Source organism: Microbacterium sp. NPDC064942, assembly GCF_049545525.1.
Lineage (GTDB): Bacteria > Actinomycetota > Actinomycetes > Actinomycetales > Microbacteriaceae > Microbacterium > Microbacterium gawkjiense.
On the sequence record NZ_JBMWDR010000001.1, the window covers coordinates 35,164 to 59,045 of the forward strand.

The 23,882-nt window shown below is 71.1% G+C and carries 25 protein-coding genes; 19 read left to right on the forward strand and 6 right to left on the reverse strand.

The features are described 5' to 3' along the window. Nucleotides 1-3 precede the first annotated feature (3 nt). The 4 genes from ACPEH2_RS00165 to ACPEH2_RS00180 form a co-directional block, all read right to left on the reverse strand. A complete protein-coding gene (locus ACPEH2_RS00165) occupies nucleotides 4-1,200 on the reverse strand; it encodes an AI-2E family transporter (protein ID WP_359918259.1) in 1,197 nt (398 codons plus the stop codon). A 44-nt stretch (nucleotides 1,201-1,244) separates the two neighbouring features. Next, nucleotides 1,245-2,285 carry an ATP-dependent DNA ligase gene (locus ACPEH2_RS00170; protein ID WP_359918257.1) on the reverse strand — a complete coding sequence of 347 codons (1,041 nt, stop codon included), beginning with the start codon at nucleotides 2,283-2,285 and terminating at the stop codon, nucleotides 1,245-1,247. 54 nt (nucleotides 2,286-2,339) lie between these two features. Beyond that, a complete protein-coding gene (locus ACPEH2_RS00175) occupies nucleotides 2,340-3,566 on the reverse strand; it encodes an acyl-CoA dehydrogenase family protein (protein ID WP_359918256.1) in 1,227 nt (408 codons plus the stop codon). A gap of 68 nt (nucleotides 3,567-3,634) precedes the next feature. Then, nucleotides 3,635-4,297: a TetR/AcrR family transcriptional regulator gene (locus tag ACPEH2_RS00180; RefSeq protein ID WP_217531573.1), complete on the reverse strand. Its 663-nt coding sequence runs from the start codon at nucleotides 4,295-4,297 to the stop codon at nucleotides 3,635-3,637. Nucleotides 4,298-4,370: 73 nt separating this feature from the next. On the opposite strand from ACPEH2_RS00180, the gene ACPEH2_RS00185 reads away from it, so the two are divergent. Further along, a complete protein-coding gene (locus ACPEH2_RS00185) occupies nucleotides 4,371-5,885 on the forward strand; it encodes an FAD-dependent oxidoreductase (RefSeq protein ID WP_359918254.1) in 1,515 nt (504 codons plus the stop codon). A 1-nt stretch (nucleotide 5,886) separates the two neighbouring features. Here the strand turns inward: ACPEH2_RS00185 and ACPEH2_RS00190 are convergent, their stop codons facing one another. Further along, nucleotides 5,887-6,387, reverse strand: coding sequence for a small multidrug efflux protein (locus ACPEH2_RS00190; protein WP_423717982.1), 501 nt, complete (start codon nucleotides 6,385-6,387; stop codon nucleotides 5,887-5,889). 152 nt (nucleotides 6,388-6,539) lie between these two features. On the opposite strand from ACPEH2_RS00190, the gene ACPEH2_RS00195 reads away from it, so the two are divergent. The 5 genes from ACPEH2_RS00195 (at nucleotide 6,540) to sucD (ending at nucleotide 11,334) form a co-directional block, all read left to right on the forward strand. Continuing rightward, the gene (locus tag ACPEH2_RS00195) at nucleotides 6,540-7,736 is read left to right on the forward strand and encodes a sensor histidine kinase (protein ID WP_359918250.1); all 1,197 of its coding nucleotides are present in this window, start codon (nucleotides 6,540-6,542) and stop codon (nucleotides 7,734-7,736) included. Then, the gene (locus tag ACPEH2_RS00200; RefSeq protein ID WP_311863158.1) at nucleotides 7,733-8,335 is read left to right on the forward strand and encodes a response regulator transcription factor; all 603 of its coding nucleotides are present in this window, start codon (nucleotides 7,733-7,735) and stop codon (nucleotides 8,333-8,335) included. The genes ACPEH2_RS00195 and ACPEH2_RS00200 overlap by 4 nt, the downstream gene beginning before the upstream one ends. Nucleotides 8,336-8,338: 3 nt before the next feature. Beyond that, entirely contained in the window at nucleotides 8,339-9,091 is a 753-nt protein-coding gene (locus tag ACPEH2_RS00205; RefSeq protein WP_359918249.1) for a phosphotransferase, read from the forward strand. 136 nt (nucleotides 9,092-9,227) lie between these two features. After that, entirely contained in the window at nucleotides 9,228-10,394 is a 1,167-nt protein-coding gene (gene sucC, locus ACPEH2_RS00210) for an ADP-forming succinate--CoA ligase subunit beta (RefSeq protein WP_064001263.1), read from the forward strand. A gap of 37 nt (nucleotides 10,395-10,431) precedes the next feature. Then, nucleotides 10,432-11,334 carry a succinate--CoA ligase subunit alpha gene (gene sucD, locus ACPEH2_RS00215; protein WP_064001264.1) on the forward strand — a complete coding sequence of 301 codons (903 nt, stop codon included), beginning with the start codon at nucleotides 10,432-10,434 and terminating at the stop codon, nucleotides 11,332-11,334. Nucleotides 11,335-11,420: 86 nt separating this feature from the next. Here sucD and ACPEH2_RS00220 read toward each other — a convergent pair whose 3' ends face one another. Continuing rightward, nucleotides 11,421-12,836, reverse strand: a complete 1,416-nt coding sequence (locus ACPEH2_RS00220; RefSeq protein ID WP_217531579.1) for an NCS2 family permease — start codon at nucleotides 12,834-12,836, stop codon at nucleotides 11,421-11,423. Between the two features lie 55 nt (nucleotides 12,837-12,891). On the opposite strand from ACPEH2_RS00220, the gene ACPEH2_RS00225 reads away from it, so the two are divergent. The 13 genes from ACPEH2_RS00225 to ACPEH2_RS00285 all read left to right on the forward strand — a co-directional run bounded on the left by ACPEH2_RS00225 (nucleotide 12,892) and on the right by ACPEH2_RS00285 (nucleotide 23,867). Further along, the gene (locus ACPEH2_RS00225; protein ID WP_217531580.1) at nucleotides 12,892-13,233 is read left to right on the forward strand and encodes a DUF2200 domain-containing protein; all 342 of its coding nucleotides are present in this window, start codon (nucleotides 12,892-12,894) and stop codon (nucleotides 13,231-13,233) included. Nucleotides 13,234-13,298: 65 nt separating this feature from the next. Beyond that, nucleotides 13,299-14,612 carry a DUF6350 family protein gene (locus ACPEH2_RS00230; protein WP_423717983.1) on the forward strand — a complete coding sequence of 438 codons (1,314 nt, stop codon included), beginning with the start codon at nucleotides 13,299-13,301 and terminating at the stop codon, nucleotides 14,610-14,612. Nucleotides 14,613-14,616: 4 nt separating this feature from the next. Further along, nucleotides 14,617-15,198 carry a phosphoribosylglycinamide formyltransferase gene (gene purN / locus ACPEH2_RS00235; protein ID WP_359918244.1) on the forward strand — a complete coding sequence of 194 codons (582 nt, stop codon included), beginning with the start codon at nucleotides 14,617-14,619 and terminating at the stop codon, nucleotides 15,196-15,198. 37 nt (nucleotides 15,199-15,235) lie between these two features. Beyond that, entirely contained in the window at nucleotides 15,236-16,843 is a 1,608-nt protein-coding gene (gene purH, locus ACPEH2_RS00240) for a bifunctional phosphoribosylaminoimidazolecarboxamide formyltransferase/IMP cyclohydrolase (RefSeq protein ID WP_423717984.1), read from the forward strand. 98 nt (nucleotides 16,844-16,941) lie between these two features. Beyond that, complete coding sequence (locus ACPEH2_RS00245) at nucleotides 16,942-17,646, forward strand: hypothetical protein (RefSeq protein ID WP_366213999.1); 705 nt, start codon at nucleotides 16,942-16,944, stop codon at nucleotides 17,644-17,646. 2 nt (nucleotides 17,647-17,648) lie between these two features. Further along, the gene (locus ACPEH2_RS00250; protein ID WP_359918243.1) at nucleotides 17,649-17,948 is read left to right on the forward strand and encodes a hypothetical protein; all 300 of its coding nucleotides are present in this window, start codon (nucleotides 17,649-17,651) and stop codon (nucleotides 17,946-17,948) included. A 48-nt stretch (nucleotides 17,949-17,996) separates the two neighbouring features. After that, nucleotides 17,997-18,668 carry a hypothetical protein gene (locus tag ACPEH2_RS00255; RefSeq protein WP_423717985.1) on the forward strand — a complete coding sequence of 224 codons (672 nt, stop codon included), beginning with the start codon at nucleotides 17,997-17,999 and terminating at the stop codon, nucleotides 18,666-18,668. Next, nucleotides 18,665-19,780 (forward strand): hypothetical protein, encoded by a 1,116-nt coding sequence (locus ACPEH2_RS00260; protein ID WP_423717986.1) that lies wholly within the window; start codon nucleotides 18,665-18,667, stop codon nucleotides 19,778-19,780. Before ACPEH2_RS00255 ends, ACPEH2_RS00260 begins: the two co-directional genes overlap by 4 nt. 135 nt (nucleotides 19,781-19,915) lie before the next feature. After that, entirely contained in the window at nucleotides 19,916-20,536 is a 621-nt protein-coding gene (locus ACPEH2_RS00265) for a hypothetical protein (protein ID WP_423717987.1), read from the forward strand. Further along, the gene (locus ACPEH2_RS00270; protein ID WP_423717988.1) at nucleotides 20,533-21,138 is read left to right on the forward strand and encodes a hypothetical protein; all 606 of its coding nucleotides are present in this window, start codon (nucleotides 20,533-20,535) and stop codon (nucleotides 21,136-21,138) included. Before ACPEH2_RS00265 ends, ACPEH2_RS00270 begins: the two co-directional genes overlap by 4 nt. Beyond that, a complete protein-coding gene (locus ACPEH2_RS00275; protein WP_423717989.1) occupies nucleotides 21,135-21,686 on the forward strand; it encodes a hypothetical protein in 552 nt (183 codons plus the stop codon). Before ACPEH2_RS00270 ends, ACPEH2_RS00275 begins: the two co-directional genes overlap by 4 nt. A 25-nt stretch (nucleotides 21,687-21,711) precedes the next feature. Beyond that, entirely contained in the window at nucleotides 21,712-22,575 is an 864-nt protein-coding gene (locus tag ACPEH2_RS00280) for a hypothetical protein (protein ID WP_423717990.1), read from the forward strand. Next, nucleotides 22,572-23,867, forward strand: coding sequence for an RDD family protein (locus tag ACPEH2_RS00285; RefSeq protein WP_423717991.1), 1,296 nt, complete (start codon nucleotides 22,572-22,574; stop codon nucleotides 23,865-23,867). Before ACPEH2_RS00280 ends, ACPEH2_RS00285 begins: the two co-directional genes overlap by 4 nt. Nucleotides 23,868-23,882: the final 15 nt, after the last annotated feature.

Below are 23,882 nucleotides of genomic sequence, written 5' to 3' on the forward strand. Positions count from 1 at the left end.
CGCTCAGTCGGCGGTCCGCGGCGTGCCGGCCGTGACCGTGTCGGCCTTCTCCTCGAGGGGTTGTTTGCGTCGTGCCCACCGGGCGGGCGTGTTCGGCCCGTCCCACACCTGGATGATGCCCCACACGGCCGCCGTGAGCGGCACGGCGAGGATCGCGCCGACGATGCCGCCGAGCACGGTGCCGATCGTCAGGGCGATGAGCACCGCGAAGGCGTGCAGCTTCATCGACCGTCCCATGAGCACCGGCTGCAGGAAATTACCTTCGAGCTGGTTGACCAGGACGACGATGCCGACCACGATGAGCGCGATCACCCAGCCGTGCGTCACGAGGGCGACGAGAGCGGCGAGGATGCCGGCGACCGTGGCTCCGACGATGGGGATGAACGCGAGCAGGAAGACGAGGACGCCCAGCGGGATTGCGAGCGGGATCTGCAGGATGAGCAGACCGATCGTGATGCCGATCGCGTCGACGGCGGCGACCGAGGCCGTGCCGCGGAGGTAGGCGCCGAAGGTCTGCACCGTCTTGTGCCCGACCCGCACCGCACGGTCGTAGTCCGACCCGCGGAAGGGGCGGATCAGGAACTCCCAGAGCTTCGGCCCGTCCTTCAAGAAGAAGAACAGTGTCACGATCATGAGGACGAGCCCGGTCAGGAAGTTGGCGACCGCGCTCACTCCGGCGAGCGCGCCCGACCCGAACTGGGCGCTCGTGAGGAAGTCGGTGGCGTTGCCGACCCACTCGTCGATCTGTTTCTGGTCGATGTCGAACGGCAGCGACTCGGCCCAGGCGAGCACGCTCTGGAATCCGTCCTGCGCCTTCTTCGACAGATCGTCGAACTGATCGCGGACGGCATTGACGACCAGCCAGCCGATCCCACCGAGCACGACGACGAACGCGAGCAGCGTGAGGATCGTCGCGAAGACGGACGGGATGCCGCGGCGACGCAGCCAGGCCATGAGAGGCGCCGCCGCCGAGGCGACGATGAGGGCGAGGAGCACCGGGATGACGACGACGGTGAGCTGCAGCATCCCCAGGATGAGCGCGGTCGCGATCACGCCGACGATGATCACCTGCAGCGAGCGGGTCGCGAGCGTGCCGAAGCCGTCGGACCACATGCTGCCCGGCTTGCCGGCGGACGTCACCAGCAGCGGCCTGTTCTCGTCGGGTCGCACCGTGCGGGATGAGGAGAAGAACAGGCCCATGCCGAGACCCTATCGACCCGCCTCCGTCGGTGCGGACCCTTGACTCAGTCGAGCACGTCGGCCAGGTCGTACGCCGAGACGGTCTCGAGCTGATCGAACGTGCACGACCGGGCGTCGCGATCGGGTCGCCAGCGCTGGAACTGCACGGTGTGTCGGAAGCGGTCGCCCTCGAGCTGGTCGTAGGCCACTTCGAGCACCCGTTCGGGGCGCAGCCGCACGAAGGAGGTGTCCTTGGATGCCGCGAAGCGCGACCGGTCGGACTGGCCGGTGACCGCGTCGCCGTCCTCGTCGCGCACGACGAGCGGCGCGAGTTCATCGATGAGCTCGAGTCGGCGCGCGTTGCTCCAGGCCGCGACGCCGCCCACCTGGTGCAGGTGCCCGTCGTCGTCGTAGAGGCCGACGAGGAGCGATCCGACGCCGGAGCCGCTCTTGTGGATGCGGTAGCCCACCGCGACGACGTCGGCCGTGCGGGCGTGCTTGATCTTGAACATCGTGCGTTTGCCCGGCGCGTAGGGGAGGGCGAGCGGTTTTGCGACGACGCCGTCGAGACCCGCGCCCTCGAACTCGGCGAGCCAGCGTTCGGCGAGCGACGCGTCGGTGGTCGTCCGGGTGAGGTGGATCGGATGCGGCACACCGCCCAGCAGGTCTTCGAGCTGCATCCGCCGCTCGGCGAACGGCTCGTCGCGCAGGTCACGGTCGCCGCGGGCGAGCAGGTCGAACGCGACGAACATGGCCGGGGTGGTCTCGCTCAGCATCGCGACCCGCGAGGCGGCGGGGTGGATGCGCTGCGACAGCTGCTCCCACTGCAGCCGCTGCGCGCCCGGCTCACCGTCGGCGACGACGATCTCGCCGTCGAGCAGGCACGGCTCGGGCACGAGACGGGAGATCGCGTCGACGAGCTCGGGGAAGTAGCGGGTGAGCGGCTTCGAGCCGCGCGACCCGATCTCGACCTCGGACCCGTCCCAGCCGACGAGGGCGCGGAAGCCGTCCCATTTCGGTTCGTAGAGCAGGCCGCCGGCCGTCTTGCCCGGATCGGGGATGCCGGGGACGGACTTCGCGAGCATCGGCGCGGGGATCTCGTACATGCGGCCCATCCTGCCCGCCCGGCCCCCGTGCTGGAACGGGGTTGCGGCGACGGGTCAGGCGAACGCGCTCACGCCGGTGATGTCGCGACCGAGCAGCAGTGCCTGCACCGACTCGGTGCCCTCGTACGTGTGGATCGCCTCGATGTCGGCCATGTGCTGCATGACCCCGTTCTCGAGCAGGATGCCGTTGCCGCCCAGCAGGTCGCGTGCCGTCGCGGCGACCCGCCGTGCGGCACGCGTGTTGTGGAACTTCGCGAGCGACGCCTGCGTGGGGCGCAGCCCGCCGGCGGTTTCGAGGTCGGCGAGGCGCCGGCAGTAGAGCTGTATCGCGGTGAGGTCCTCGAGCATGTGCGCGAGACGCTCCTGCACCATCTGGAACCGCGCGAGGGGCTTGCCGAACTGCACCCGCTGCTGCGCGTACTGCAGCGCGGTCTCGTAGCAGGCGGTCGCGTGGCCGAGCGCCGACCACGCCACGCCGGACCGCGTCGCGTACAGCACGGTCGAGGCATCCTTGAACGTCTTCGTGCCGGGGAGGACGGCGTCCGCGGGCACGCGCACGTCGTCGAACGCGATGTGAGCCTGATGGATGCCGCGCAGCGACGCCTTGCCCGCGATGACGGTGCCGGTGTAGCCGGGCCGGTCCTGCTCCACGAGGAAGCAGCGCACATCACCGTGGTGCTCGTCGCCCTCGGCGTCGACCCGCGCCCACACGAAGGTGATGCCGCCCGAGGCGCCGTTGCCGATCCACTTCTTCGCGCCGCGGATGACCCACTCGTCGCCGTCGCGGCGGGCGACGGTCTCGAGCGACACCGAGTCGGAGCCGTGGTCGGGTTCGGTCAGGGCGAAGGCGGCGGGCACCTCGAAGCGGGCGATGGGAGTCAGCCACCGCTCCTGCTGCTCGTCGCTGCCGAAGAGGGCGAGGGTGCGCAGCGCCAGCCCGCCCTGGACGGCGAGGACGGTGCCGAGCGACCCGTCGCCGCGCGAGATCTCCATGTTGACGAGCCCCGCGGCGAGGGGCGAGAACCGGGTGAGCCGCGGGTGGTCGATCCCGTCGTTCAGCAGGTCGAGCTCGCCGAAGCGCCGGGCGATGTCGAGCGGGTACTCGGCGGTGTCCCACGCGTCGCGCATCCGGTCGCCGACCTCGTCGACGAAGGCCCGCGTCCGCTGCCACACGTCCCGGTCGGCGGCCGGGATGTCGGCGAAGACGGCGTAGTAGTCGGTGTCGAGGGGGCCGAGCACGTCGTAACGGCCCGAGGCGCCGCCGGGCAGGGGAGTGGTCATCGCGCCAGGATACGCCGGGTTGGCATCCAGTTCCACCGAGGGTGGAACGGCGTATCAGGCTCTCCGTGTCACCGGAGGGAGCCGAGCCGACGTGCGACCTCGGCGGGCGGCATCCGTCGGGGGAACGTCGCGACGACGATGTCGTCCGCCGCCGGCGGCTCGGGGTCGGGGTGCACACCGAAGCGGCGGAGCAGCTCGTCGTAGGCGGACTCGAGGACGGCGGCGGGGACCCGCTTCGATCCGCGCAGCAGTCGACGCAGCACATGGTTGTGCACGGCGGTCACCGCCGCGGCGAAGGCCACGGCGTCGACGGGGTCGAGCCCGGGGACCGAGCGTCGCAGGTAGTCGTCGAACAGGCGCTCGTAACGGAAGACCGTGACGATCTCGCGGTCGCGGAGCGACGGTACCTGACGGACGACGGCGTAGCGGCGCCGGGCGACCTCGGGGTCGGCGGCGAAGTGGCGGTACACTTGCACCGACGCCTCGCACACGGCCGCCCACGGGTTCTCGTGGGGCTCGGCGAGATACGTGCGGAGCATCTCGAGCAGGACCTCGTGGTCGGCGAAGACGACGTCGTCCTTGCCGCCGAACTGCCGGAAGAAGGTCGATCGCGAGACGCCCGCCGACTGCGCGATCTGCTCGACCGAGGTCTGCTCGTAGCCGTGCTCGGCGAACAGCGCGAGCGCGGCGGCCACCACTGTGCTGCCCGTGGGACGGAGGTCGTCGGCCATGGAGGGAAGCCTAGTCCGGCGGCCGTCTGTCAAGGCCTGTGCCGTCTGCGACGCGACACCGTTGACTCGGCCCATGTCCTCCCTGTGGAAGCAGCACCTCTCCGAGTCTCCCGGCATCCCCTTCACCCCCGGCAGTCGCCACGAGGTGGTCGTCGTCGGTGCGGGACTCACGGGACTCGCGACCGCGTACGAGCTCGCGCGGTCCGGCGTCGACGTCGCCCTCGTCGAGCGCGGCGGCGTCGGCGAACTCGCGTCGGGATCGAACACCGGCAAGGTGTCGCTGCTGCAGGGGACGACGCTCTCGTCGCTGCGATCGGGGCACCCGGCATCCCTCGTCCGGGCCTACGTCGAGGCGAACCGCGACGGCTTCGCGTGGATGACGGACACCGCCGACCGTCTCGGCGTGCCGCTCACCTCACGCACCGCCTACACCTACGCCCAGGGCGACGAGGGCCGGCGCTCGGTCGTGAAGGAGTACGACGCCGCGCGCGAGGCGGGCCTCGCGGTGCGCCTCGTCGACGACGCCGAGCTCCGCGAGGCGGCCGTGCCGATGGTGGCCGCGGTCGCGCTCGACGACCAGCGCGCCGTCGATCCGATGCAGCTGCTCGCGGCGCTCGCCGACGCGTTCGTCGCCGCGGGCGGGACCCTCCATCTCGGCGTCCACGTGCGCGGGGTGAAGGTCTTCCCCGAGCCGCGGGTGGAGACCGACCTGGGGCCGCTCCTCGCCTCGCAGGTCGTGGTGGCCACCGGCATCCCGATCCTCGACCGCGGGCTCTACTGGGCGAAGGTGAGCGGGATGCGGTCGGCCTGCGTCTCCTTCACCCTCACCGCTCCGCTGCCCGACGGCATGTACCTCTCCGCCGACGAGCCGACCCGTTCGGTGCGCACGATCCTCCCGGGCGACGGACCCTCCGACGTCGCGCAGATCGTGGTCGGCGGAGCCGGCCACCCCGTCGGACGCACCGCGTCGGAGCGCGCGATGCTCGATGAGCTGTCGCAGTGGGCGCAGCAGACGCTGCCGGTGGGGGAAGAGACCCACCGGTGGTCGGCGCAGGACTACGTCTCGCACAACCGCATCCCGTTCATCGGCGCGATGCCGCGCTCGCTCGGCCGCGTCCGTTTCGCGACCGGCTATGCCAAGTGGGGGCTGACGAACGCGCCCGCGGCGGCGCTGCGCATCGTCAGCGAGCTGCGTGGCGAGAGCTGGCGTGACCGGCCGCGGTGGATGACGCAGATCGGCACGCGTCTGACGATGCCCGCCGACATCGCACAGGGCGCGGTCGAGAACGCGAAGGTCGGGCTCGCGGCGGCGAAGGGATGGGCCGCCGCCGAGGCCGAGGCGGTCCCGGTGCCGCAGCCGGCCGAGGGGGAGGGCGTGGTCGCGCAGCGCGGCGGCCGTCCCGTCGGGATCTCGACGACCGGGGGCGAGACCCGCGCGGTGAGCGCCGTGTGCCCGCACCTCGGCGGAGTCCTCGAGTGGAACGACCTCGAGTGCACGTGGGACTGTCCGCTGCACGCGTCGCGGTTCGCGGCATCCGGGGAACGCATCGAAGGCCCCGCATCGCGAGGCCTCCGACGCGTGGACTGACTCAGCCGGCCGCGGCAATCACCCCGGTGATGATGAGGGTGATGAGGGTGGTCCACAGCACGATCGCGAGGCCCTGCCAGAAGAGCACGGTGCGCGTCGGCACACCGGTGCCCTTGAGGGCGGCCGCGGTGAACTGGGTGGGCAGGATGAGCGGGCCGAGCAGGCTCACCCCGGGTGTGCCGTAGCGGTGGTACGCCTTCTGGAACTTCTCGGAGCGCGCCGACACGGGCTTCTCGGCCGCTCCGGCACGGGTGGTGACGGCGGTGCGCACGCGGGCGGTGGCGAGCACGACGATGGCGACGCAGAGGAAGTTGCCCGCGGCGCCGGCGAGCGCGGCGACGACGGGGTGGATGCCGCCGATGATGCCGATCGCGGCCGCACCCTCGCCCTCGATGAAGGGGACGGCGCCCGCCAGGGCCACGATGAGCGGCTGCACGAGGTCGGGCACCTGCGCGACGAGGTCCTGGAAACCGGCGACGAGGTCGGAGACGGGGTTCGACATGATGTCCTCTCGGATGCGGCGACCGGATCTCGTATCGCCGTGTTCCCATCCCACCGAGGATGCGGTGGCGGCGGCAGTGCTGCGGCGTCACCTCGCGCCGGGAGATGCGATGACCCGAGGGGTGACATTCGTCATGGTCGTACTGTGGCCGTGTGACCAGCCCCGACCCGACCCCGACGCGCACCGCCGTCTCCCTCGCCCGCGGGGTCACCGCGACCGGGTGGTACATCGCGTCCTCGATGGTGACCTTCCTCATCGGTGCGCTGCTGGTGTGGGGTGTCATCGTCCTCGTCGCGCGCGGCGGCTGGCGCGACCCCGTCACGCTCGTGGGGTTCCTCGGCTTGTCGACCGTCGTCGTCGTGACGACGATCGTGCTGCTCGCCCGCTACCGCCGCGACGGCGACCTCGATGACACCGACCGTCCGTCCGGCGGTCGGCGTTTCCTGTCGCTGCCCGTCGTCGCCGGCGTGCTCGCATCAGTCGGCGTCGGCCTCGTGTCGGCCTCGGCGCTGCTGGGGGCGGCGCTCGTCGGCACCGTCCTCTGCCTTGTCAGGTGGGCCCCCGGCATCCGCTGGCGCGGTGTCGTGCTGCTCGAAGTCGCCCTCGCCATCCTGTGGGTCGTCGAACTCAGTCGGGCGTCGGGGGGCAGCGACGCCTTCCTGCCCGCGTTCTTCGCGCTCAGCCTGCCCGCGATGCAGGCGCTCTCGCTCTGGTCGTGGGACGTCGTCCTCGAACTCGACCGCGCGCGCCGGACCGAGGCGCGGCTGGCCGCGGTGCAGGAACGCCTGCGTCTGGCGGGCGAACTGCACGACCTGCAGGGGCACCACCTGCAGGTGATCGCGCTGCAGCTCGAACTCGCCGAGCGCATGATCGGACGCGACCCGGATGCCGCCGCGCACCGGATCGCGCTCGCGCGCGCGTCCGTCGACGAGGCGCGCGAGGGCACCCGGTCGCTCGCCGGCCGCTTCCGCGGGGTGCCGCTGCCCGACGAGCTCGCCAACGCGGCGGACCTGCTGCGTGCGGCCGGTCTGGAGGTCACCCTCGACGTCGCCGCGGATGCGGCATCCGCTCCCGCCGACCTGCTGGGGCCGGTCGTCCGCGAGTGCACGACCAACGTACTCAAGCACGGCGGCGGCCGGTGGGCGCGGCTCGGTCTCGAGCGCGCGGGACAGTACTGGCGGCTGACCGCCGCGAACGATCCCGGGCCCGGCTCGACCATCGGCGCGGGCGCCGGGCTCGAGGGCATTGCCCACCGGGTCGGCGTCGCCGGGGGCGACGCCGTCACCCGCCGTGAGGACGACCGATTCGAGCTCATCGTGACCGTCCCCGCCGACGGAGGCCCCGCATGATCCGCGTGCTCATCGCCGACGACGAGGACATGATCCGCACGGCGCTCGCCGCCCTGCTCGGTCTCGAGGACGACCTCGAGGTCGTCGCGGAGTGCGCCGACGGCGAGAGCGCCGTCGCTCGCGCGCTCGAGCTGCGCCCCGACGTCTGCCTGCTCGATCTCGAGATGCCCGGCATCGACGGCGTCGAGGCGGCCGCCCGCATCCGTCAGCGCATCCCGGCTCGGTGCGTCGTCGTCACCCGCCACGCGCGTCCGGGGGTGCTGCGCCGTGCGCTCGGCGCGGGGGTCGACGGCTTCGTGCCGAAGTCCCGGCCCGCAGGCGACGTCGCCGCCGTCATCCGCGAGGTCGCTGCAGGTCGCCGGTACGTCGACCCCGAGATCGCCGCCGACGCCCTCAGCGACGAACGCTCCCCGCTGACCGACCGCGAGCTCGACGTGCTGCGCGCCGGCGCCCGCGGCGAGACGATCGCCGACATCGCGGCATCCCTCCACCTCTCCGCCGGCACCGTCCGCAACCACGTGTCGTCGATCCTCGGCAAGCTCGGCCTCGCGACCCGCCAGCAGGCGGCGATCACGGCGCGCGAACGCGGCTGGATCTGACGGATGCCGCACGAAGAGCCCCTGTCGGGCGGCAACGCGAGCGGGGCCGTCGTCCGCATCGGCGACACGGTGCGCAAGCCGTGGACGGCGTCGACGCCGAGCGTCATCGCCTACGTGCAGGCGCTGCGAGCGGCGGGTGTCGACGCGCCCGAACAGCGCGGGCGGGACGATGCCGGGCGGCAGATCCTGGAGTACGTCCCCGGTGAGCTCGCGATCGGGCGCGGGCTGATGTCGGCGGGCGAGCTGCGGCGCGTGGGCGCGATGGTGCGGGCCATCCACGACGCGAGCGCCGCGTACGCGGTACCCGCCGACGCCGTCTGGGAGACCGCGATCCCGGCGCCCGGCGCCGAGCTCATGTGCCACAACGACCTCGCCCCGTGGAACCTCGTCGTCGGCGAAGACCGGTGGGTCTTCATCGACTGGGATGCGACCGCCCCCAGTACACGGCTGTGGGACCTCGCCTATGCCGCGCAGGCGTTCACGCTCAACGACACCTCGGTCGTCGCCGCGGAGGCGGCGCGCGGACTCGCCGCCTTCGTCGAGGGCTACGGCGCCGAGGCTCGGCTCCGCCGCGAACTGCCCGAGGCGATGGCGCAGCGGACCGCCGCGATGCACGACCTCCTCCGGACATCGCACGAGGCCGGCGCCGAGCCGTGGTCGTCGATGTTCGTGGACGGGCACGGTGCGCACTGGCGGAACGTGACGGCCTACGTCGAGCAGCACCGGCGGGTCTGGCGCGCCGCACTCGAGCGCTGAACGCACCCCCGCCGAACGAGGGTGCTCCCGCGCGGGGCACTCAGGCGCGGGTAGTAGGCTTTTCGACCGGGCGATCTCTCGACATCGAGATAATTCCGCGCCCGTCACCCCCACCGTCGCCCAGCGAAGGATTGCAGTGGACCTTTACGAGTACCAGGCACGAGACCTGTTCGAGAAGTACGAGGTGCCGGTGCTCGCCGGCATCATCGCCGACACCCCTGAGGAGGCGAAGGCGGCTGCCGAGAAGATCGGCGGTGTCGTCGTCGTCAAGGCTCAGGTCAAGACCGGAGGTCGAGGCAAGGCCGGCGGCGTCAAGGTCGCCAAGACCCCCGACGAGGCCTACGCGGCAGCCGAGGCCATCCTCGGCCTCGACATCAAGGGCCACGTCGTCCAGCGCGTGATGGTCGCCCAGGGCGCCGACATCGCCGAGGAGTTCTACTTCTCGGTGCTGCTCGACCGCTCGAACCGCTCCTACCTGAGCCTCTGCTCGGTCGAGGGCGGCATGGAGATCGAGGAGCTCGCCGTCGAGCGTCCCGAGGCGCTCGCGCGCATCGAGGTCGACCCGCTGCAGGGCATCGACAAGGCCAAGGCCGTCGAGATCGCGAAGGCCGCGAACTTCCCCGAGGACCTCGTCGAGAAGGTCTCGGACGTGTTCGTGAAGCTCTACGACGTCTACAAGGGCGAGGGCGCGACGCTCGTCGAGGTCAACCCGCTCGTCCGCACCGGCGCCGGCGACATCGTCGCCCTCGACGGCAAGGTGTCGCTCGACGACAACGCCAGCGAGGTGCGCCACCCCGAGCACGAAGAGCTCGAGGACAAGGGCGCCGCCGACCCGCTCGAGGCGAAGGCGAAGGCATCCGGCCTCAACTACGTCAAGCTCGACGGTCAGGTCGGCATCATCGGCAACGGCGCGGGCCTGGTCATGTCGACCCTCGACGTCGTCGCCTACGCCGGCGAGAACCACGGCGGCGTCAAGCCCGCCAACTTCCTCGACATCGGCGGCGGCGCGAACGCGCAGGTCATGGCCTCGGGTCTCGACGTCATCCTCGGCGACGAGCAGGTCAAGAGCGTCTTCGTCAACGTCTTCGGCGGCATCACGTCATGCGTCGCCGTCGCCGAGGGCATCGTGAAGGCCCTCGAGATCCTGGGCGACGCGGCCACCAAGCCGCTCGTCGTCCGCCTTGACGGCAACCAGGTCGAGGAGGGTCGCGCGATCCTCGCAGAGGCCAACCACCCGCTCGTCACGCTCGCCTCGGGTATGGACGAGGGCGCCGACAAGGCCGCCGAGCTGGCGAACGCCTGAGACGCGCCGAGACTACCGAGACACAGGGACAACAGACATGTCTATCTACCTCAACAAGGACTCCAAGGTCATCGTCCAGGGCATCACCGGCGGTGAGGGCACCAAGCACACCGCCCTCATGCTGAAGGCCGGGACGAACGTCGTCGGCGGCGTCAACGCCCGCAAGGCCGGCACGACCGTCACTCACGAGAAGCCGCACGAGGGCGAGGTCGACCTCCCCGTCTTCGGCTCGGTCGCCGAGGCCATCGAGAAGACCGGCGCCGACGTCTCCATCGCGTTCGTGCCGCCCGCCTTCACGAAGGACGCCATGATCGAGGCGATCGACGCCGAGATCCCGCTGCTCGTCGTCATCACCGAGGGTGTGCCCGTCGGCGACACCGCCGAGGCGTGGGCCTACGCGAAGAGCAAGGGCAACAAGACCCGCATCATCGGTCCGAACTGCCCCGGCATCATCACGCCCGGCGAGGCGCTCGTCGGCATCACGCCCGCGAACATCACCGGCAAGGGCCCCATCGGCCTCGTGTCGAAGTCGGGGACCCTGACCTACCAGATGATGTTCGAGCTCCGTGACCTCGGCTTCTCGACGGCCATCGGCATCGGCGGCGACCCGGTCATCGGCACGACGCACATCGACGCCCTCGAGGCGTTCGAGGCCGACCCCGAGACCAAGGCCATCGTCATGATCGGCGAGATCGGCGGCGACGCCGAGGAGCGCGCGGCCGACTACATCAAGGCGCACGTGACGAAGCCCGTCGTGGGTTACGTCGCCGGCTTCACCGCTCCCGAGGGCAAGACCATGGGCCACGCCGGCGCCATCGTCTCGGGCTCGGCGGGCACCGCGCAGGCCAAGAAGGAGGCCCTCGAGGCCGCCGGCGTCAAGGTCGGGAAGACCCCGTCCGAGACCGCCGACCTGATGCGCGCCATCATCGAGGCGCTCTAAGCCACACGAACGAGGGGGCGGATGCTGCGGCATCCGCCCCCTCGTCGTTCCCGGAACGCCCGTGAACGACCTCGACGTGGGGGCGGTCAGACCCCGAAGGCGGCTTCGATGGGGCCGCGGGCGAAGTACAGGACGAAGCCGGCCGCGACGATCCAGAGCAGCCAGTGGACCTGCTTCGCCTTGCCCGAGAACGTGTTGAGCACGACCCAGCTGATGAAGCCGGCGCCGATGCCGTTGGCGATCGAGTAGGTGAGCGGCATGACCGTGGCGGTCAGGAACACGGGCAGCAGGACGTTGAAGTCCGACAGGTCGATGTTCTTGATCTGCGTGAGCATGAGCGCGCCGACGAGAACGAGCGCGGCCGCGGCGACGAAGCCGGGCACGAGGCCCGTCACGGGCGTGATGAACATCGCGAGCAGGAACAGCACGCCGGTGACGACGTTGGCGAGACCGGTGCGGGCTCCCTCGCCGATGCCCGAGCCGGACTCGACGAAGACGGTCGCGGAGGACGACGAGGTGCCACCGCCGACGACGGCGCCGACACCCTCGACGATGAGCGCCGACTTGATGCGCGGGAAGTTGCCGCGCTCGTCCGCGAGTCCCGCCTCGCGCGCGAGGCCGGTCATCGTGCCCATGGCGTCGAAGAAGTTCGTGAAGACGAGGGTGAACACGAACATGACGAGCGCGAGCACACCCACCCGTCCGAGGTCGAACCCGAAGTCGACGGCGCCCACGAGGCTGAGGTTCGGGGCCGCGAAGATGCCGTTCGAGAGCCCGAAGTCGGCGATCGGCGTGAAGATGTTCACGATCGCGGCGAGGATTGTCCCCGCGACGAGGGCGATGAGGATCGCGCCCTTCACCCGCAGGGCCATGAGGATGCCGCCGATGAGCAGCGTCGCGATGAACAGGAGCGTGGCGGGCGAGGTGATCGAGCCGCCGACGCCGAGCTCCAGCGGGGTGCCCTCGGCGGGGTTCACGAATCCGGCGTTGACGAACCCGATGAAGGCGATGAACAGGCCGATGCCGACCGTGATGGCGAGCTTCAGCTGCACGGGCACGGCGTCGAAGATCAGCTTGCGCAGGCCGGTCGCGGCGAGCAGCACGATGATGAGACCGTTGATGACGACGAGCGCCATCGCCTCGCCCCACGAGACCTGTCCGACGACAGAGAACGCGACGAAGGCGTTGATGCCGAGACCCGCCGCGAAGGCGAACGGCAGGCGCGTGACGAGGCCGAACAGGATCGTCATGACGCCGGCGGTCAGGGCGGTCGCCGTGGCGACGGCCGCCGGCGCGAGGGTGAGGCCCTCGACGTCGGGCGTCGACAGGATGGCCGGGTTCAGGATGACGATGTAGGCCATCGTCACGAACGTGACGACGCCGCCGCGGATCTCGGTGCCGACGGTGGAGCCGCGGTGGCTGATCTCGAAGTAGCGGTCGAGGAACGACGCGGATGCCGGGGCTGCGGCCCCGCGGGACGAGCGGGATGTGGTGCTGTTCACCCTCCGAGGGTAGTGCGTCCTGGCGGGCCTCGCGGGGCGGGCGTATCCTCACCGCATGCACCGCATCTTCGGCACGCCGTTCGCCGCGGTCTACCCGCTCTACCTCGCGAAGGTGGAGCGCAAGGGGCGTACCAAGGCCGAGCTCGATGCGGTCGTGGAGTGGCTCACCGGCTTCGACGACGCCGCCCTCGCCCGGCAGATCGAGAGTGAGGCCACGTTCGAGCAGTTCTTCGCCGCCGCCGAGCTGAATCCCGCCGTGACGCGGATCACCGGGGTCGTCTGCGGGGTGCGCGTCGAGGAGATCGAGGACCCGTTGATGCGCCGCATCCGCTACCTCGACAAGCTCGTCGACGAACTCGCCCGGGGCAAGGCGCTCGAAAAGGTCCTGCGCGTCTGATGCGTCGGTCCGCGCCGGAGCGGGAGCCCGGCGGGAGGCCTGCGCGCGGGTAGGGTCGGTCTGTTGTGAATCGCCTGCTCGTCTCCCTCCTCGCCGCCGTCGACGCCCTCCTGGCCGTCGCGGTCGGTGTCGGTGTCGTGCTCGCGCCCGTGACCCTCGTCTGGATCTTCGGGATCGGCGGCGACGCGGACTGGGCGGCGTTGTGGCCCGCGGCCGCGACGATCTGGCAGCTCGGCCACTTCGCGCCGGTCGCCGTCTCCCTGCCCGCCGAGCTCGTCGTCTCGGGCGGTCTGCCGTCGGGCGGTGCGCAGTTCACCCTGTCGCTCGCCCCCACCGCCCTCGCGGCGTTCACCGCGATCTCGGCGTGGCGCTCCGGCGCACGCGCGGCGCGGGCGGGCGCGTGGGTGACGGGCGTGGCCGGCGGCACCGTCGCGGTCGCCGTCGTGTCCACCCTCATCGCCCTGTCCGGTCGCGCCTCGATCGCCGCGGTCGACCTGCTGCCCGCCGTCGCCGGCCCGACGCTCGTGTTCGCCGTTCCCGCCCTCGTCAGCGCCGTCATCCGCGCCTGGAACGACGGCGACGACGGCATCATCGATGTGCTCTCCGAGCGGCTCCCCGACGACGTGCAGGAAGCAGTGGATGCCGGTGCCCGCGGCGTCGCGATCTGCGTCGCCGGGATCGTGGCGGTCGGTGCCGTCGTCCTCGCCATCCTGTTCTTCGCCCGCGGCGGCGAGGTCATCGCATTGACGCAGGCCGCGCAGGCCGATCTCCTCGGCGTCGTCGTGCTTGCCCTCGGCAGCATCCTCTACCTGCCCACCCTGGTGATGTGGTTCGCCGGCTTCGCGGTCGGCCCCGGCTTCGCCGTCGGCACCGGGACGGCCGTCGCCCCGGCGGGGACGAGCCTGGGTGTCGTCCCCGGCATCCCTGTCTTCGGCGTCATCCCCGACTCGACGTCGGGGTGGCTGCTGCTGCTCGGACTCGTGGTGGTCGGCTTCGGCGCGCTGGCCGGCGCCGCGACGCGCAGCGCCCTGCTGGTGGGACCGGGGGCGGATGCCGAGCCGCTCCGCCCGCGCCTGGTCGCCCTCGCCATCCTCGTCCTCGGCACCGGGGCCGTGGTCGCCGTCCTCGCGTGGGCGGCGCAGGGGTCGCTCGGCCCGGGCCGCCTCATCCACGTCGGGCCCGAGCCCTGGCTCGTCGCCCTCGTGGCGGCCGCCGAGGTGGCCGTCGGTGCCGCCGTCGTCCTCCTCTCACCGCGCGGTGAGGACGCCGAGCAGCCCCTTGTGCGCGAGACGCCGGCGACGACCCCGACCGCCGAGTCCCGTCCGGCGCCGGCCGCCGCGGTCTCGCCCGATGAGTTCCCCACCACCCCGCTAGACTGAGCCGGTGCTCACGGTCGCCGTCCTCATCTCGGGCACGGGATCCAATCTGCGTGCCCTTCTCGACGCCGCGAGCGACCCCGACTTCCCCGCGCGCATCATCGTGGTGGGGGCGGACCGGCAGGCCGACGGCTTCGCCCACGCGGAGGCGTACGGCATCCCGACCTTCATGGTCCCGTTCCAGGAGTTCGACAGTCGTGAGGCCTGGGGCGAGGAGCTCCTGGCGCACCTGGACGTCTGGGAGCCCGACCTCGTCGTCCTGAGCGGGCTCATGCGCCTGCTGCCCGCCGCCGTCGTGGCGGCGTGGGCGCCGCGCCTGATCAACACGCACCCGGCCTATCTGCCAGAGTTCCCGGGCGCTCACGGTGTGCGGGATGCGCTCGCCGCCGGTGTCACCGAGACCGGCGCGAGCGTCATCGTCGTCGACGACGGCGTCGACACCGGGCCGATCCTGGCGCAGGAGCGCGTGCCGGTGCTCCCCGACGACACCGAGCACACCCTTCACGAGCGCATCAAGCCGGTCGAGCGCCGGCTGCTCATCGACGTCGTGCGTCGCATCGCGACGGGCGAGCTCGACCTCACTTCCTGAACCGCACCCGAACGCCCCCGACCCGAGGAGTTCCCGCATGGCCGGACCGCAGATCGATCCCTCCCTCTACCGCGACCGCGACGTCGTGCCGGTGCGCCGGGCGCTCGTGTCGGTGAGCGACAAAACAGGGCTCCTCGAGCTCGCGCAGGCGCTCGCCGCCGCCGACGTCGAGATCGTCTCGACCGGCGGATCCGCCGCGCTGCTGCGCGAGAACGGCATCGCCGTGAAGGACGTGTCCGAGATCACCGGCTTCCCCGAGTCGCTCGGCGGACGCGTGAAGACGCTGCACCCGAGCGTGCACGCAGGCCTCCTCGCCGACCTGCGGCTGGAGGACCACGAGACCCAGCTGGGCGAACTCGGCATCCTTCCCTTCGAGCTCGTCGTCGTGAACCTGTACCCGTTCGTCGAGACCGTCGCCTCCGGGGCGGAGGGCGACGCGGTCGTCGAGCAGATCGACATCGGCGGACCGGCCATGGTGCGCGCATCGGCCAAGAACTTCGCCAACGTCGCGATCGCGGTCTCGCCGGAGTCCTACCCGGCGATCATCGACGCGCTCGGGCAGGGCGGGACGACCCTCGCGCAGCGGCGGGAGCTCGCCGCCCGCGCCTTCGCGCACACCGCCGCCTACGACCGCGCCGTCGCGACCTGGTTCGCGGAGGAGACCCTCGAGGGCGAAGGCGACCTGCCGCAGCACCTCACGATCAAGGCCGAGCGTCTCGCGACGCTGCGTTACGGCGAGAACTCGCACCAGCGTGCGGCGATCTACACCCGCGTCGGCGGGCACGGCATCGCGCAGGCGACGCAGCTGCAGGGCAAGGAGATGTCGTACAACAACTACGTCGACGCCGATGCCGCGCTCCGCGCCGCGTTCGACCTGATCAAGCCGGCCGTCGCCATCATCAAGCACGCGAACCCGTGCGGCATCGCGATCGGCGCGCCGCAGGCGCTCGACCCGATCGCGTCGGCGCACCTGCGCGCGCACGAGTGCGACCCCGTGTCGGCGTTCGGCGGCGTCATCGCCGCCAACCGCACCGTGACGCTCAAGATGGCGGAGAACCTGCGCGACATCTTCACCGAGGTCATCGTCGCCCCCGACTTCGAGCCCGAGGCGCTCGAGGTCTTCAAGCTGAAGAAGAACCTGCGTGTCCTGCAGCTGCCCGCCGACTGGCGCCAGGAGCCCATGGACGTGCGTCTGGTCTCGGGTGGCCTCCTCCTGCAGGACGCCGACCGGTTCTCGAACGAGATCGAGTCGCTCGTCGACTCATGGCAGCTCGTGTCGGGCGAACGTCCCGCTGACGACCAGCTCGAGAACCTGTCGTTCGCGTGGAAGAGCTGCCGCGCCGTGAAGTCCAACGCGATCGTGCTGGCGAAGAACTCCGCCACGGTCGGCATCGGCATGGGGCAGGTCAACCGCGTCGACTCGTGCCGCCTCGCCGTCGAGCGGGCGGGGGACCGCGCAGCCGGATCGGTCGCGGCATCCGATGCGTTCTTCCCGTTCGCCGACGGACCGCAGGTGCTGCTGGATGCCGGGATCACGACGATCATCCAGCCGGGCGGGTCCGTGCGCGACCAGGAGGTCATCGATGCCGCTCAGGCCGGCGGGGTCACGATGTACTTCACCGGGGAGCGTCACTTCTTCCACTGAACAGGTGGCGGCGGACACTAGCGGGTCGGAGCCGGGGGAGTTCTCCCCATCGAAATCGGTCCCGTCGTTCGCCTAATGTCGTCGCGGGAGGTTCCGCCATGGGAATGATGCTGCCGAACGAGCTCATCTGGGTGATGGAGAAGCTCGGCTTCGACTGGCCTGACATCGATGAGGACGAACTCCGCCGCGGCGGCCAGATCATCGAGGTGTTCCGCACGGAACTCGAGGGCAAGCTGCAGGCGATGGACCGCAAGGTCAACACCGAGCTCGCCGTGGCGCTGCGCGGCCAGGCGGGCCCGGCGTACGTCGGGGCCTGGAACGCGAACCGCGCCCAGAACCTGCAGAAGCTGCTCGACATCCTCGGGCCCGTGCCGACCGGGGTGGACATCGCCGCCGGTGCCGTCACCGCGCTCAAGATCAAGGTCATCGCCGACGTCACCTCGACGATGATCGCGCTCGTCGCGATGCTGACGAACCCGATCACCGCCGCCGGGGCCGGCCCGATGCTCATCATCAAGAAGAAGCTGCTCAACGCTGCCGTCGACATGGCTGTCGAGCAGGTGCTGAACCAGGTCCTCCCCATGGTCATCGAACCGCTCGCGAACGAGCTGCCCGGTGTCATCATGGCCGCCCTCGACTCGCCCATCGTCGAGGCTGTCGCGGGCGACCCCGACGAGTTCTACGCCGACCTGCAGGCTCTCGAGCAGGCGCAGGGCGAGATGGAACAGCACGCCGCCGACGTCGAAACCCTCACGGAGAGGCTCATGTCCGACCTCGCCGGCCTGAACATCGGGGGCGATTGACCGTGCGGGACGCCGTGGTCACCGACGACGATCTGAGCGCCGCCATCGTCGCTCTGCTGGGCTGGGGGACGTCATCGCACCCTCGCTCTCGCGCGCAGGAGACCCCGGGCGGGGTCTCGCCCCTCGAGGATCGCGCCCAGGCGGCAGTGACCGAGTGTCTCGCCATCGCTCCCGATTGGACCCGCGACGACCTCCCCACGGCGGGTCGCCGAGCGCGGGCGCAGATGGTGGCGCGGCATCCGGAACTCTCGTCGGGCGCCCTGGATGCGCTGGCCTGGGCCTACACGTACAACTGGCGATGAAAGGGAGTGAGGTGAGTCATGAGGATCGGTAGCGAGGTCGTTCGACCCATGATGAATTCGCTCGAGGGGATGCCTGTCCACGTCCGTCAACTCGCGCAGATGTTCCGCAAGCACGGGCAGAAGCAGAATCAGAGCACGAACCGGGTGACGGACCTCGACGCGACAGACGTGCCCCAGCCCCTCCGCGACGGCTGGAAGAAGGACTCCTGGCACACGCCGGACCGCATCGTCGGATCGGGGAAGCCGAATCGGCCCTACCCGGCGGAATACCTCGACGCCGACTACATCCAGCAGCACCTGCAGCGGTTCGAAGGTGGCGCGACTCGGTTCTACCGCAGCGAGAGCCTGGACCGTTACGGGCCCGGCAATCAGGGCACGACGTTCGTGTTTCCGACCTCCGAGATCGACAACATCATCCAGCAGGCCGACGGTGACCCGAAGAAGCTCGGCGTCATGCTCGGCTTGGGGGAGAACTTCTTCGTCGATGCCAACGGCAACGCCGTCGACATCACGCGGGCCGACTTCAGCTACGAGGAGATCGTCAACGGGAACCTCAGGATGCCGCGGGGTAACGAAGCCGGCGCGAACGAGGCGTGGATCCCCGGCGGCTATCTGCCCGAAGGGATCCCCGAGGCCGTGCTGAACACGCATCCCGATGCCGGTCGCGGTGACCCGTCGGCCGGCGGGACGTGGGGCTCGTACACGCCCTTCCGACTGTGACCCTCGGCGACGCGGGCGCGGTCCGATACCCGGAGCGATTCGAGATCCACCGGCTCGAGGCCCTCGGCGAGAACCCGTATCTGACCGACGACGATGCCCGCCGCCGGTACGAGGACGGCAAGGGACTGAGCGTGGTCGCGGCGTCGACCCCGCCGACGTGGTTCCTCGATGTGTCTGTACGCCGCCACCGGTTCTCGGTCACGTTCTACGCACCGACGAAGACGCCGATCCGCCGGGTCGGGTGGGAGGAGACCGACGGACGCCTGCTGCGTCGGAGTGCGGTCGATCTGTTCTATCCCGAGGGCGATCCGGGGCGGCGCGTACCGTACTCCCAGCTGCTGCGAGTCGAGCACCGCTGGTACGCGGACGGCGTCGTCCACATCGAGCGCTCCTCTCCGATCGATGAGGACCTCGTCATCGAGATCAGCGCGCCGCAGGAACTGCGGTGGCTCGACGTCCCGGCCTTCGGTGACTGGGGGCCGGTCACCGCGGCATCCGCTCCGCCCGAGTTCGCCCGGTTCGACCTGGATGCGATCGACGCGGCCGAGGCGTACGCGCGTGCGGAGATCGCCGCCGGTGGTTCCGCCTCCGAGCAAGGCGGCTGGATTCTGCCGGCATCCGATACCACCGTCCTCGACGCGGTCACAGCGCTCACCCGTTTCGAGCCGGTGCCCTCGGCGGTGCCGGTGATCGAGCGGGACGCGGCCAGGATCGTGCCGGTGATGCTGCAGGGCACCGCGCCGCGCGCATCCGGGCGGGATGCCGCGGAGGAGCGTCGACGCGTCGACGATCGTGCAGCGGGGCTTGCCGGAGCCTTCGAGTACGCCGCCGGGCGACCGATCGATCTGCCGCTCGACGGACGCGGCGACGGACCGGTGGCCGCCTACGCGACGGCGCTGCGCGCAGTCGGCGTTCGGGACGCGCGATGGTGGGTCCTGAACGAGACCGGCGTCGTCCTCGTCCGCTCCGGAGATCCGGAGGCGGGCGATCTGGCGCTCGCGGTGCACCTCGTGCCGGCGCGCTGGGTGTCGGGGCGCGGTGCGACGACGTCCGGACGTGCGCCCGCCGACCTGCAATGGTCGAGGGCGGACATTGAGCCATGGACGGCCTGAAAGCAAGACCTGGGTGGCCGGCGATCGTCGTGGCTACCCTGACCGGGGAGGGGCATCATGGGCATCGGTGAGGTCATCAGACCGTTGAAGAACTCGCTGGACGGCGTTCCCGTCCACGTGCGTCAACTCGCGGACATGTTCCGTAAGCACAGTCAGCGCCAGGACCTGAACCGCTCGCAGGTCACTGCGCTCGACAACGTGAGCGGTGCGTGGCGCACCGACACGCACTGGACGCCGGACGCCGTCGTGAGCTGGAAGGGCGACGCGCCCGACCCCGGCGAGTACCTCGACGCCGACTACATCTCCCAGCACCTGGCGCGTTTCGACGACGGCGCCAGCAGGATCTACTTCTCCGACACGCTGCACACGTACGGCCCCGGGCAATGGGACGGCTCGACCTTCGTCTTCCCGACGTCCGAGCTCGACGAGATCATCCGCAACGCCGACGGCGACGTGAACATCATCGCCGATCAGCTCGGCATGGAGCGCAGCTGGTTCTTCGACGACAACGGCGATCCGCTGCCCCTCGAAGTCCGCCATTTCGACCCCTCCGAATTGACGAACCTCCGGATGCCGTCCGGCAACGAGGCGGGCGCGAACGAGCACTGGATCCCCGGCGGGTATCTGCCCACCGGCATCCCTGAAGCGGTCATCGACATCCCCTCCTCGGCGACGGGCGTGGGGCGCAACCTCGACGGCGACTACAACCCGGGCTTGTGGCCGGGCACGGCGCAGAGGTTGGACCTGAACTCATGACGCAGCCCGACGCGACCGTCTCGGGAGAGCCCTGGCTCACGGGCCATGTGATCGACGCGGCCGACGTCCGCTCGGAGGACGGCGAGGGCGCCCTCGTCAGAGCCGGCCGCATCGTGGACGAGATCGAAGCGCGGCTCGTCGGAGCCCGCGTCGACGAGCCGGACGCCGAGCTGATCCCGGGGACGCCGCTCCTCCGCCGCGGCGACGTGTCGATCGTGCCCCTCTCGTGGGAGCCCGCGACGAGCGACGAGATTCGCGCGGCCGTGCGCGAGCGCGCCAGCGAACTGTGGCGGGGCATCCGCAGCGCCTGCGAGTACCGTCACGGCGTCGCCCTGGCCGTGGAGCCGGGCGACGGTGCGCCACCCAACGCCTATGTGCGGGCGTTGCAGCGACACGGGGTCCGCCGCGCCGACTGGTGGGGCTCCGACGACCGGGCGATCGTCCTCGTCGTGCACGGCGAACCGCTCCCGGCGCCCGCGTCGGCCAGTGCCGTCCACATCGTTCCTCTCGGATGGCTGTCGACGACCCGGCCGACGCGCAGGATCCCGCCCGTGGACCTGACGTGGTCGCCGGCGACGGACGGTCGTGGGGGCGACCGATGACAGCCGCGACCCGGCAATCGACGATCCTCCCCGAGGAGGCGAGGCGCGCGCTGGTGAGCGCGTACGCAGCGCCGGCCGCAGCGGTCGAGGCGACGGATGACGGTCTGATCGAGGGGGCTGTGCCCGTGTTGGTCCGTGGGGACGCGCGGATCGTGCCGCTGGCGGAGTGGCATTCCGCGGGAACACCTGCGGACGCCGAGGAACTCTGGCATTCGTTGAGCGCAGCGTGCCTGTATCGCGCGGGCAACTGGTCGCTGCTGGACGTCGACGCCGAGCGCGACGACGCGATCAGCGATTACTCGGCGGCGCTGCGCGCTGTCGGTGCCACTCGGGTCCGGTATTGGATCTATCCGGACGGGGTCGGCGTGGCGCTCGTGCGAGCCGGGGACGGGTCCCCGGAGGCGACGCTATCCCTCGCCCTGCACCTCGTTCCCGACGGGTGGGTGTTCCACCGGTCGCCCGGCCCGAGCCAGGACGTCCCCGACCTTCGGTGGTCGTGGGGAGACGTTGACGCGCTCAGCGCCGATGACCGAGGACTTAGTCTGTGAGAACGCTGATGAGAGGGCTGAACCGATGAGTGCGATCGCGACGGATGTGACCGTGCGTATCTATGGTGCGAGCGAGCTGGGAGTGCTCGCGCAGACGGCTCCGGGACCCGCGCACCCGCGGGTCGAGTACGTCGGCGGTGAGGTCTTCGTCGGGCTCGATCACCGTGATCGGGGCTCCGCCGTCACTCAGGGGGAGACGGAAGGGGCGGATGCCGGGTTCCGGGACGCCCTGCGCGCTGCGGTCTCGCTCGTCGGTGAACTCCCCTCCGCGGTGGAGAGGGCGGTGGTCATCGAGGACGAGGCGCTCGCCGCTGCGGTGCTGCTCGAGCCGTCGCGGGTGGCGGGGCTCGAGCTCTCCGGCGACCCGGTGGTGTTCCCGTACGCCCGTGATCGAGTGGTCATCGTGGGTGCGGAGGATCAGGCCGCCATCGCGCGGACGCTGGACGTCGCGGAGGAGCTGTTCGATGCGGACCGGCCCCTGGTGAGCGCGCACCCGATGGTGCGGGCCGACCAGGGGTGGGCGCCGTTCCCGTGGCGGGAGCGAGTGCCGGAGCTGGCGATGCGGTTCGAGCGCGTGCTGCGGTTGTTCTCGGTGCGCGCGTACGACGTGCAGACCGTCGCACTCCAGCGCCCCGACGTGCACATCGCGCCCGCGAAGATCCGGGTGCTGGAGTCGGGAGTGACGACGACGTTCGCGACGTGGCCGCAGGGCACCGCGACGCTCCTGCCGGTGGTCGACAACGTCATCATCGCCGACCCGTCGGGGACCCTCAGCGTCGCGACGCTGACCCAGTTCCTCGACGCCGCCGGTGACGCGGTCGTGCGCACCGGGCTCTCACCCGCGCGCTACTTCGTGCCCGGCGATCAGCCCGCAGCACCGACGGCATGATCTGGGAGATCGATCAGCCGGAGGACCGGCCGGACGGCGTCGACGCGATGGGTCGGCCCGACCCCGCGTACGCGGCCGCCCTGGGCCTCGTCCGTGCACCGTTCGGTCGTCGATCCCTCGCCTTCCTCCTCGACATCCTCATCTGGGCCTTCCTGCAGCTGCCGCTGTGGCTCGGGGCCGTCCCGCTGCTCCTGAAGCTCGCGACCGGGGCGATCTCGCCCTATGGACTCGTCAACCACCCCGGCTTCGTGCTGGCCGCCGTGATGGCGAGTATCACCGTGGCGCTCTCACTCGCCTTCCTCATCGTGCAGTGGGTCCTGCAGGCGCGGCGCGGGCTGACGATCGGCAAGGGGTTCACCGGGCTGCGGAGCATCAACGTCCGCACGCTCGAGAAGCCCGGCGCCGGAGCCGTCCTGCTCCGTGCGCTCATCGTCGGCCTCGCCGGCGTCATCCCGGTCATCGGCACCGCGGTCATCCTCGCTTCACCCACCTTCGACCCGCAGGAGCGGGGCCGCGGGCTGCACGACCGTGCCGCGCGGATGTGGTTGGTCGACATCCGCCGCGGCTTGAACCCGTATGACGAGAAGCGGATGCGGATCGCCCGGAAGACCGTCAAGGCGGAGCCTGTCCCCGAACGCCCGGAGCGCCCGTCGCTCGCCACCCCCACCCGTCCCGGCGCGCGTCCGGACTACCGTCCCGGCAACCGCATCAGCGCGGGGGTCCTCGGCGTGAATCGCGGATCCGACGGCCGCCCTGCGGCGACGGAGGATGCCGCGGCGTCGGCCGCTCCGGGGGTCATCGACGCCGCCCCCGGCCTCGCGACGCCCCGCGCCGCGCCCGCCCCGACGCCGGCACCGGCCCGTGAAGCCGCGCCCGCATCCGCACCCGAGCTCGTGCCGGCACCGGCCCGCGAAGCCGCGCCCGCGCCCACAGCCGAGCCCGCACCCCAGGTCGTGCCCGCGCCGTCGCCCCGGTGGGGTCTGCGCTTCGACACGGGGGAGACGGTCGCCGTCACCGGGCCGCTCCTGATCGGTCGCGATCCCGACCCGGCGAGTGCACCGGGTGCCGAGCCGCACCGCCTGCTCGACGAGAGCCGTTCCCTCTCGAAGACCCACGCGATTCTGACGCCCACCGCCCACGGGCTCGAGGTCGTCGATCGCGGGTCCACCAACGGCAGCGCGGTCGTCCGTGCGGGCGTCGAGACAGCGGCCGTCGCCGGGGTGGCACTCGCCGCGGCCGTAGGCGACACCATCCGCCTCGGAGACCGCCTCGCCGAGGTCGTCGCACTGTGATCGTCCCGCCCGCAC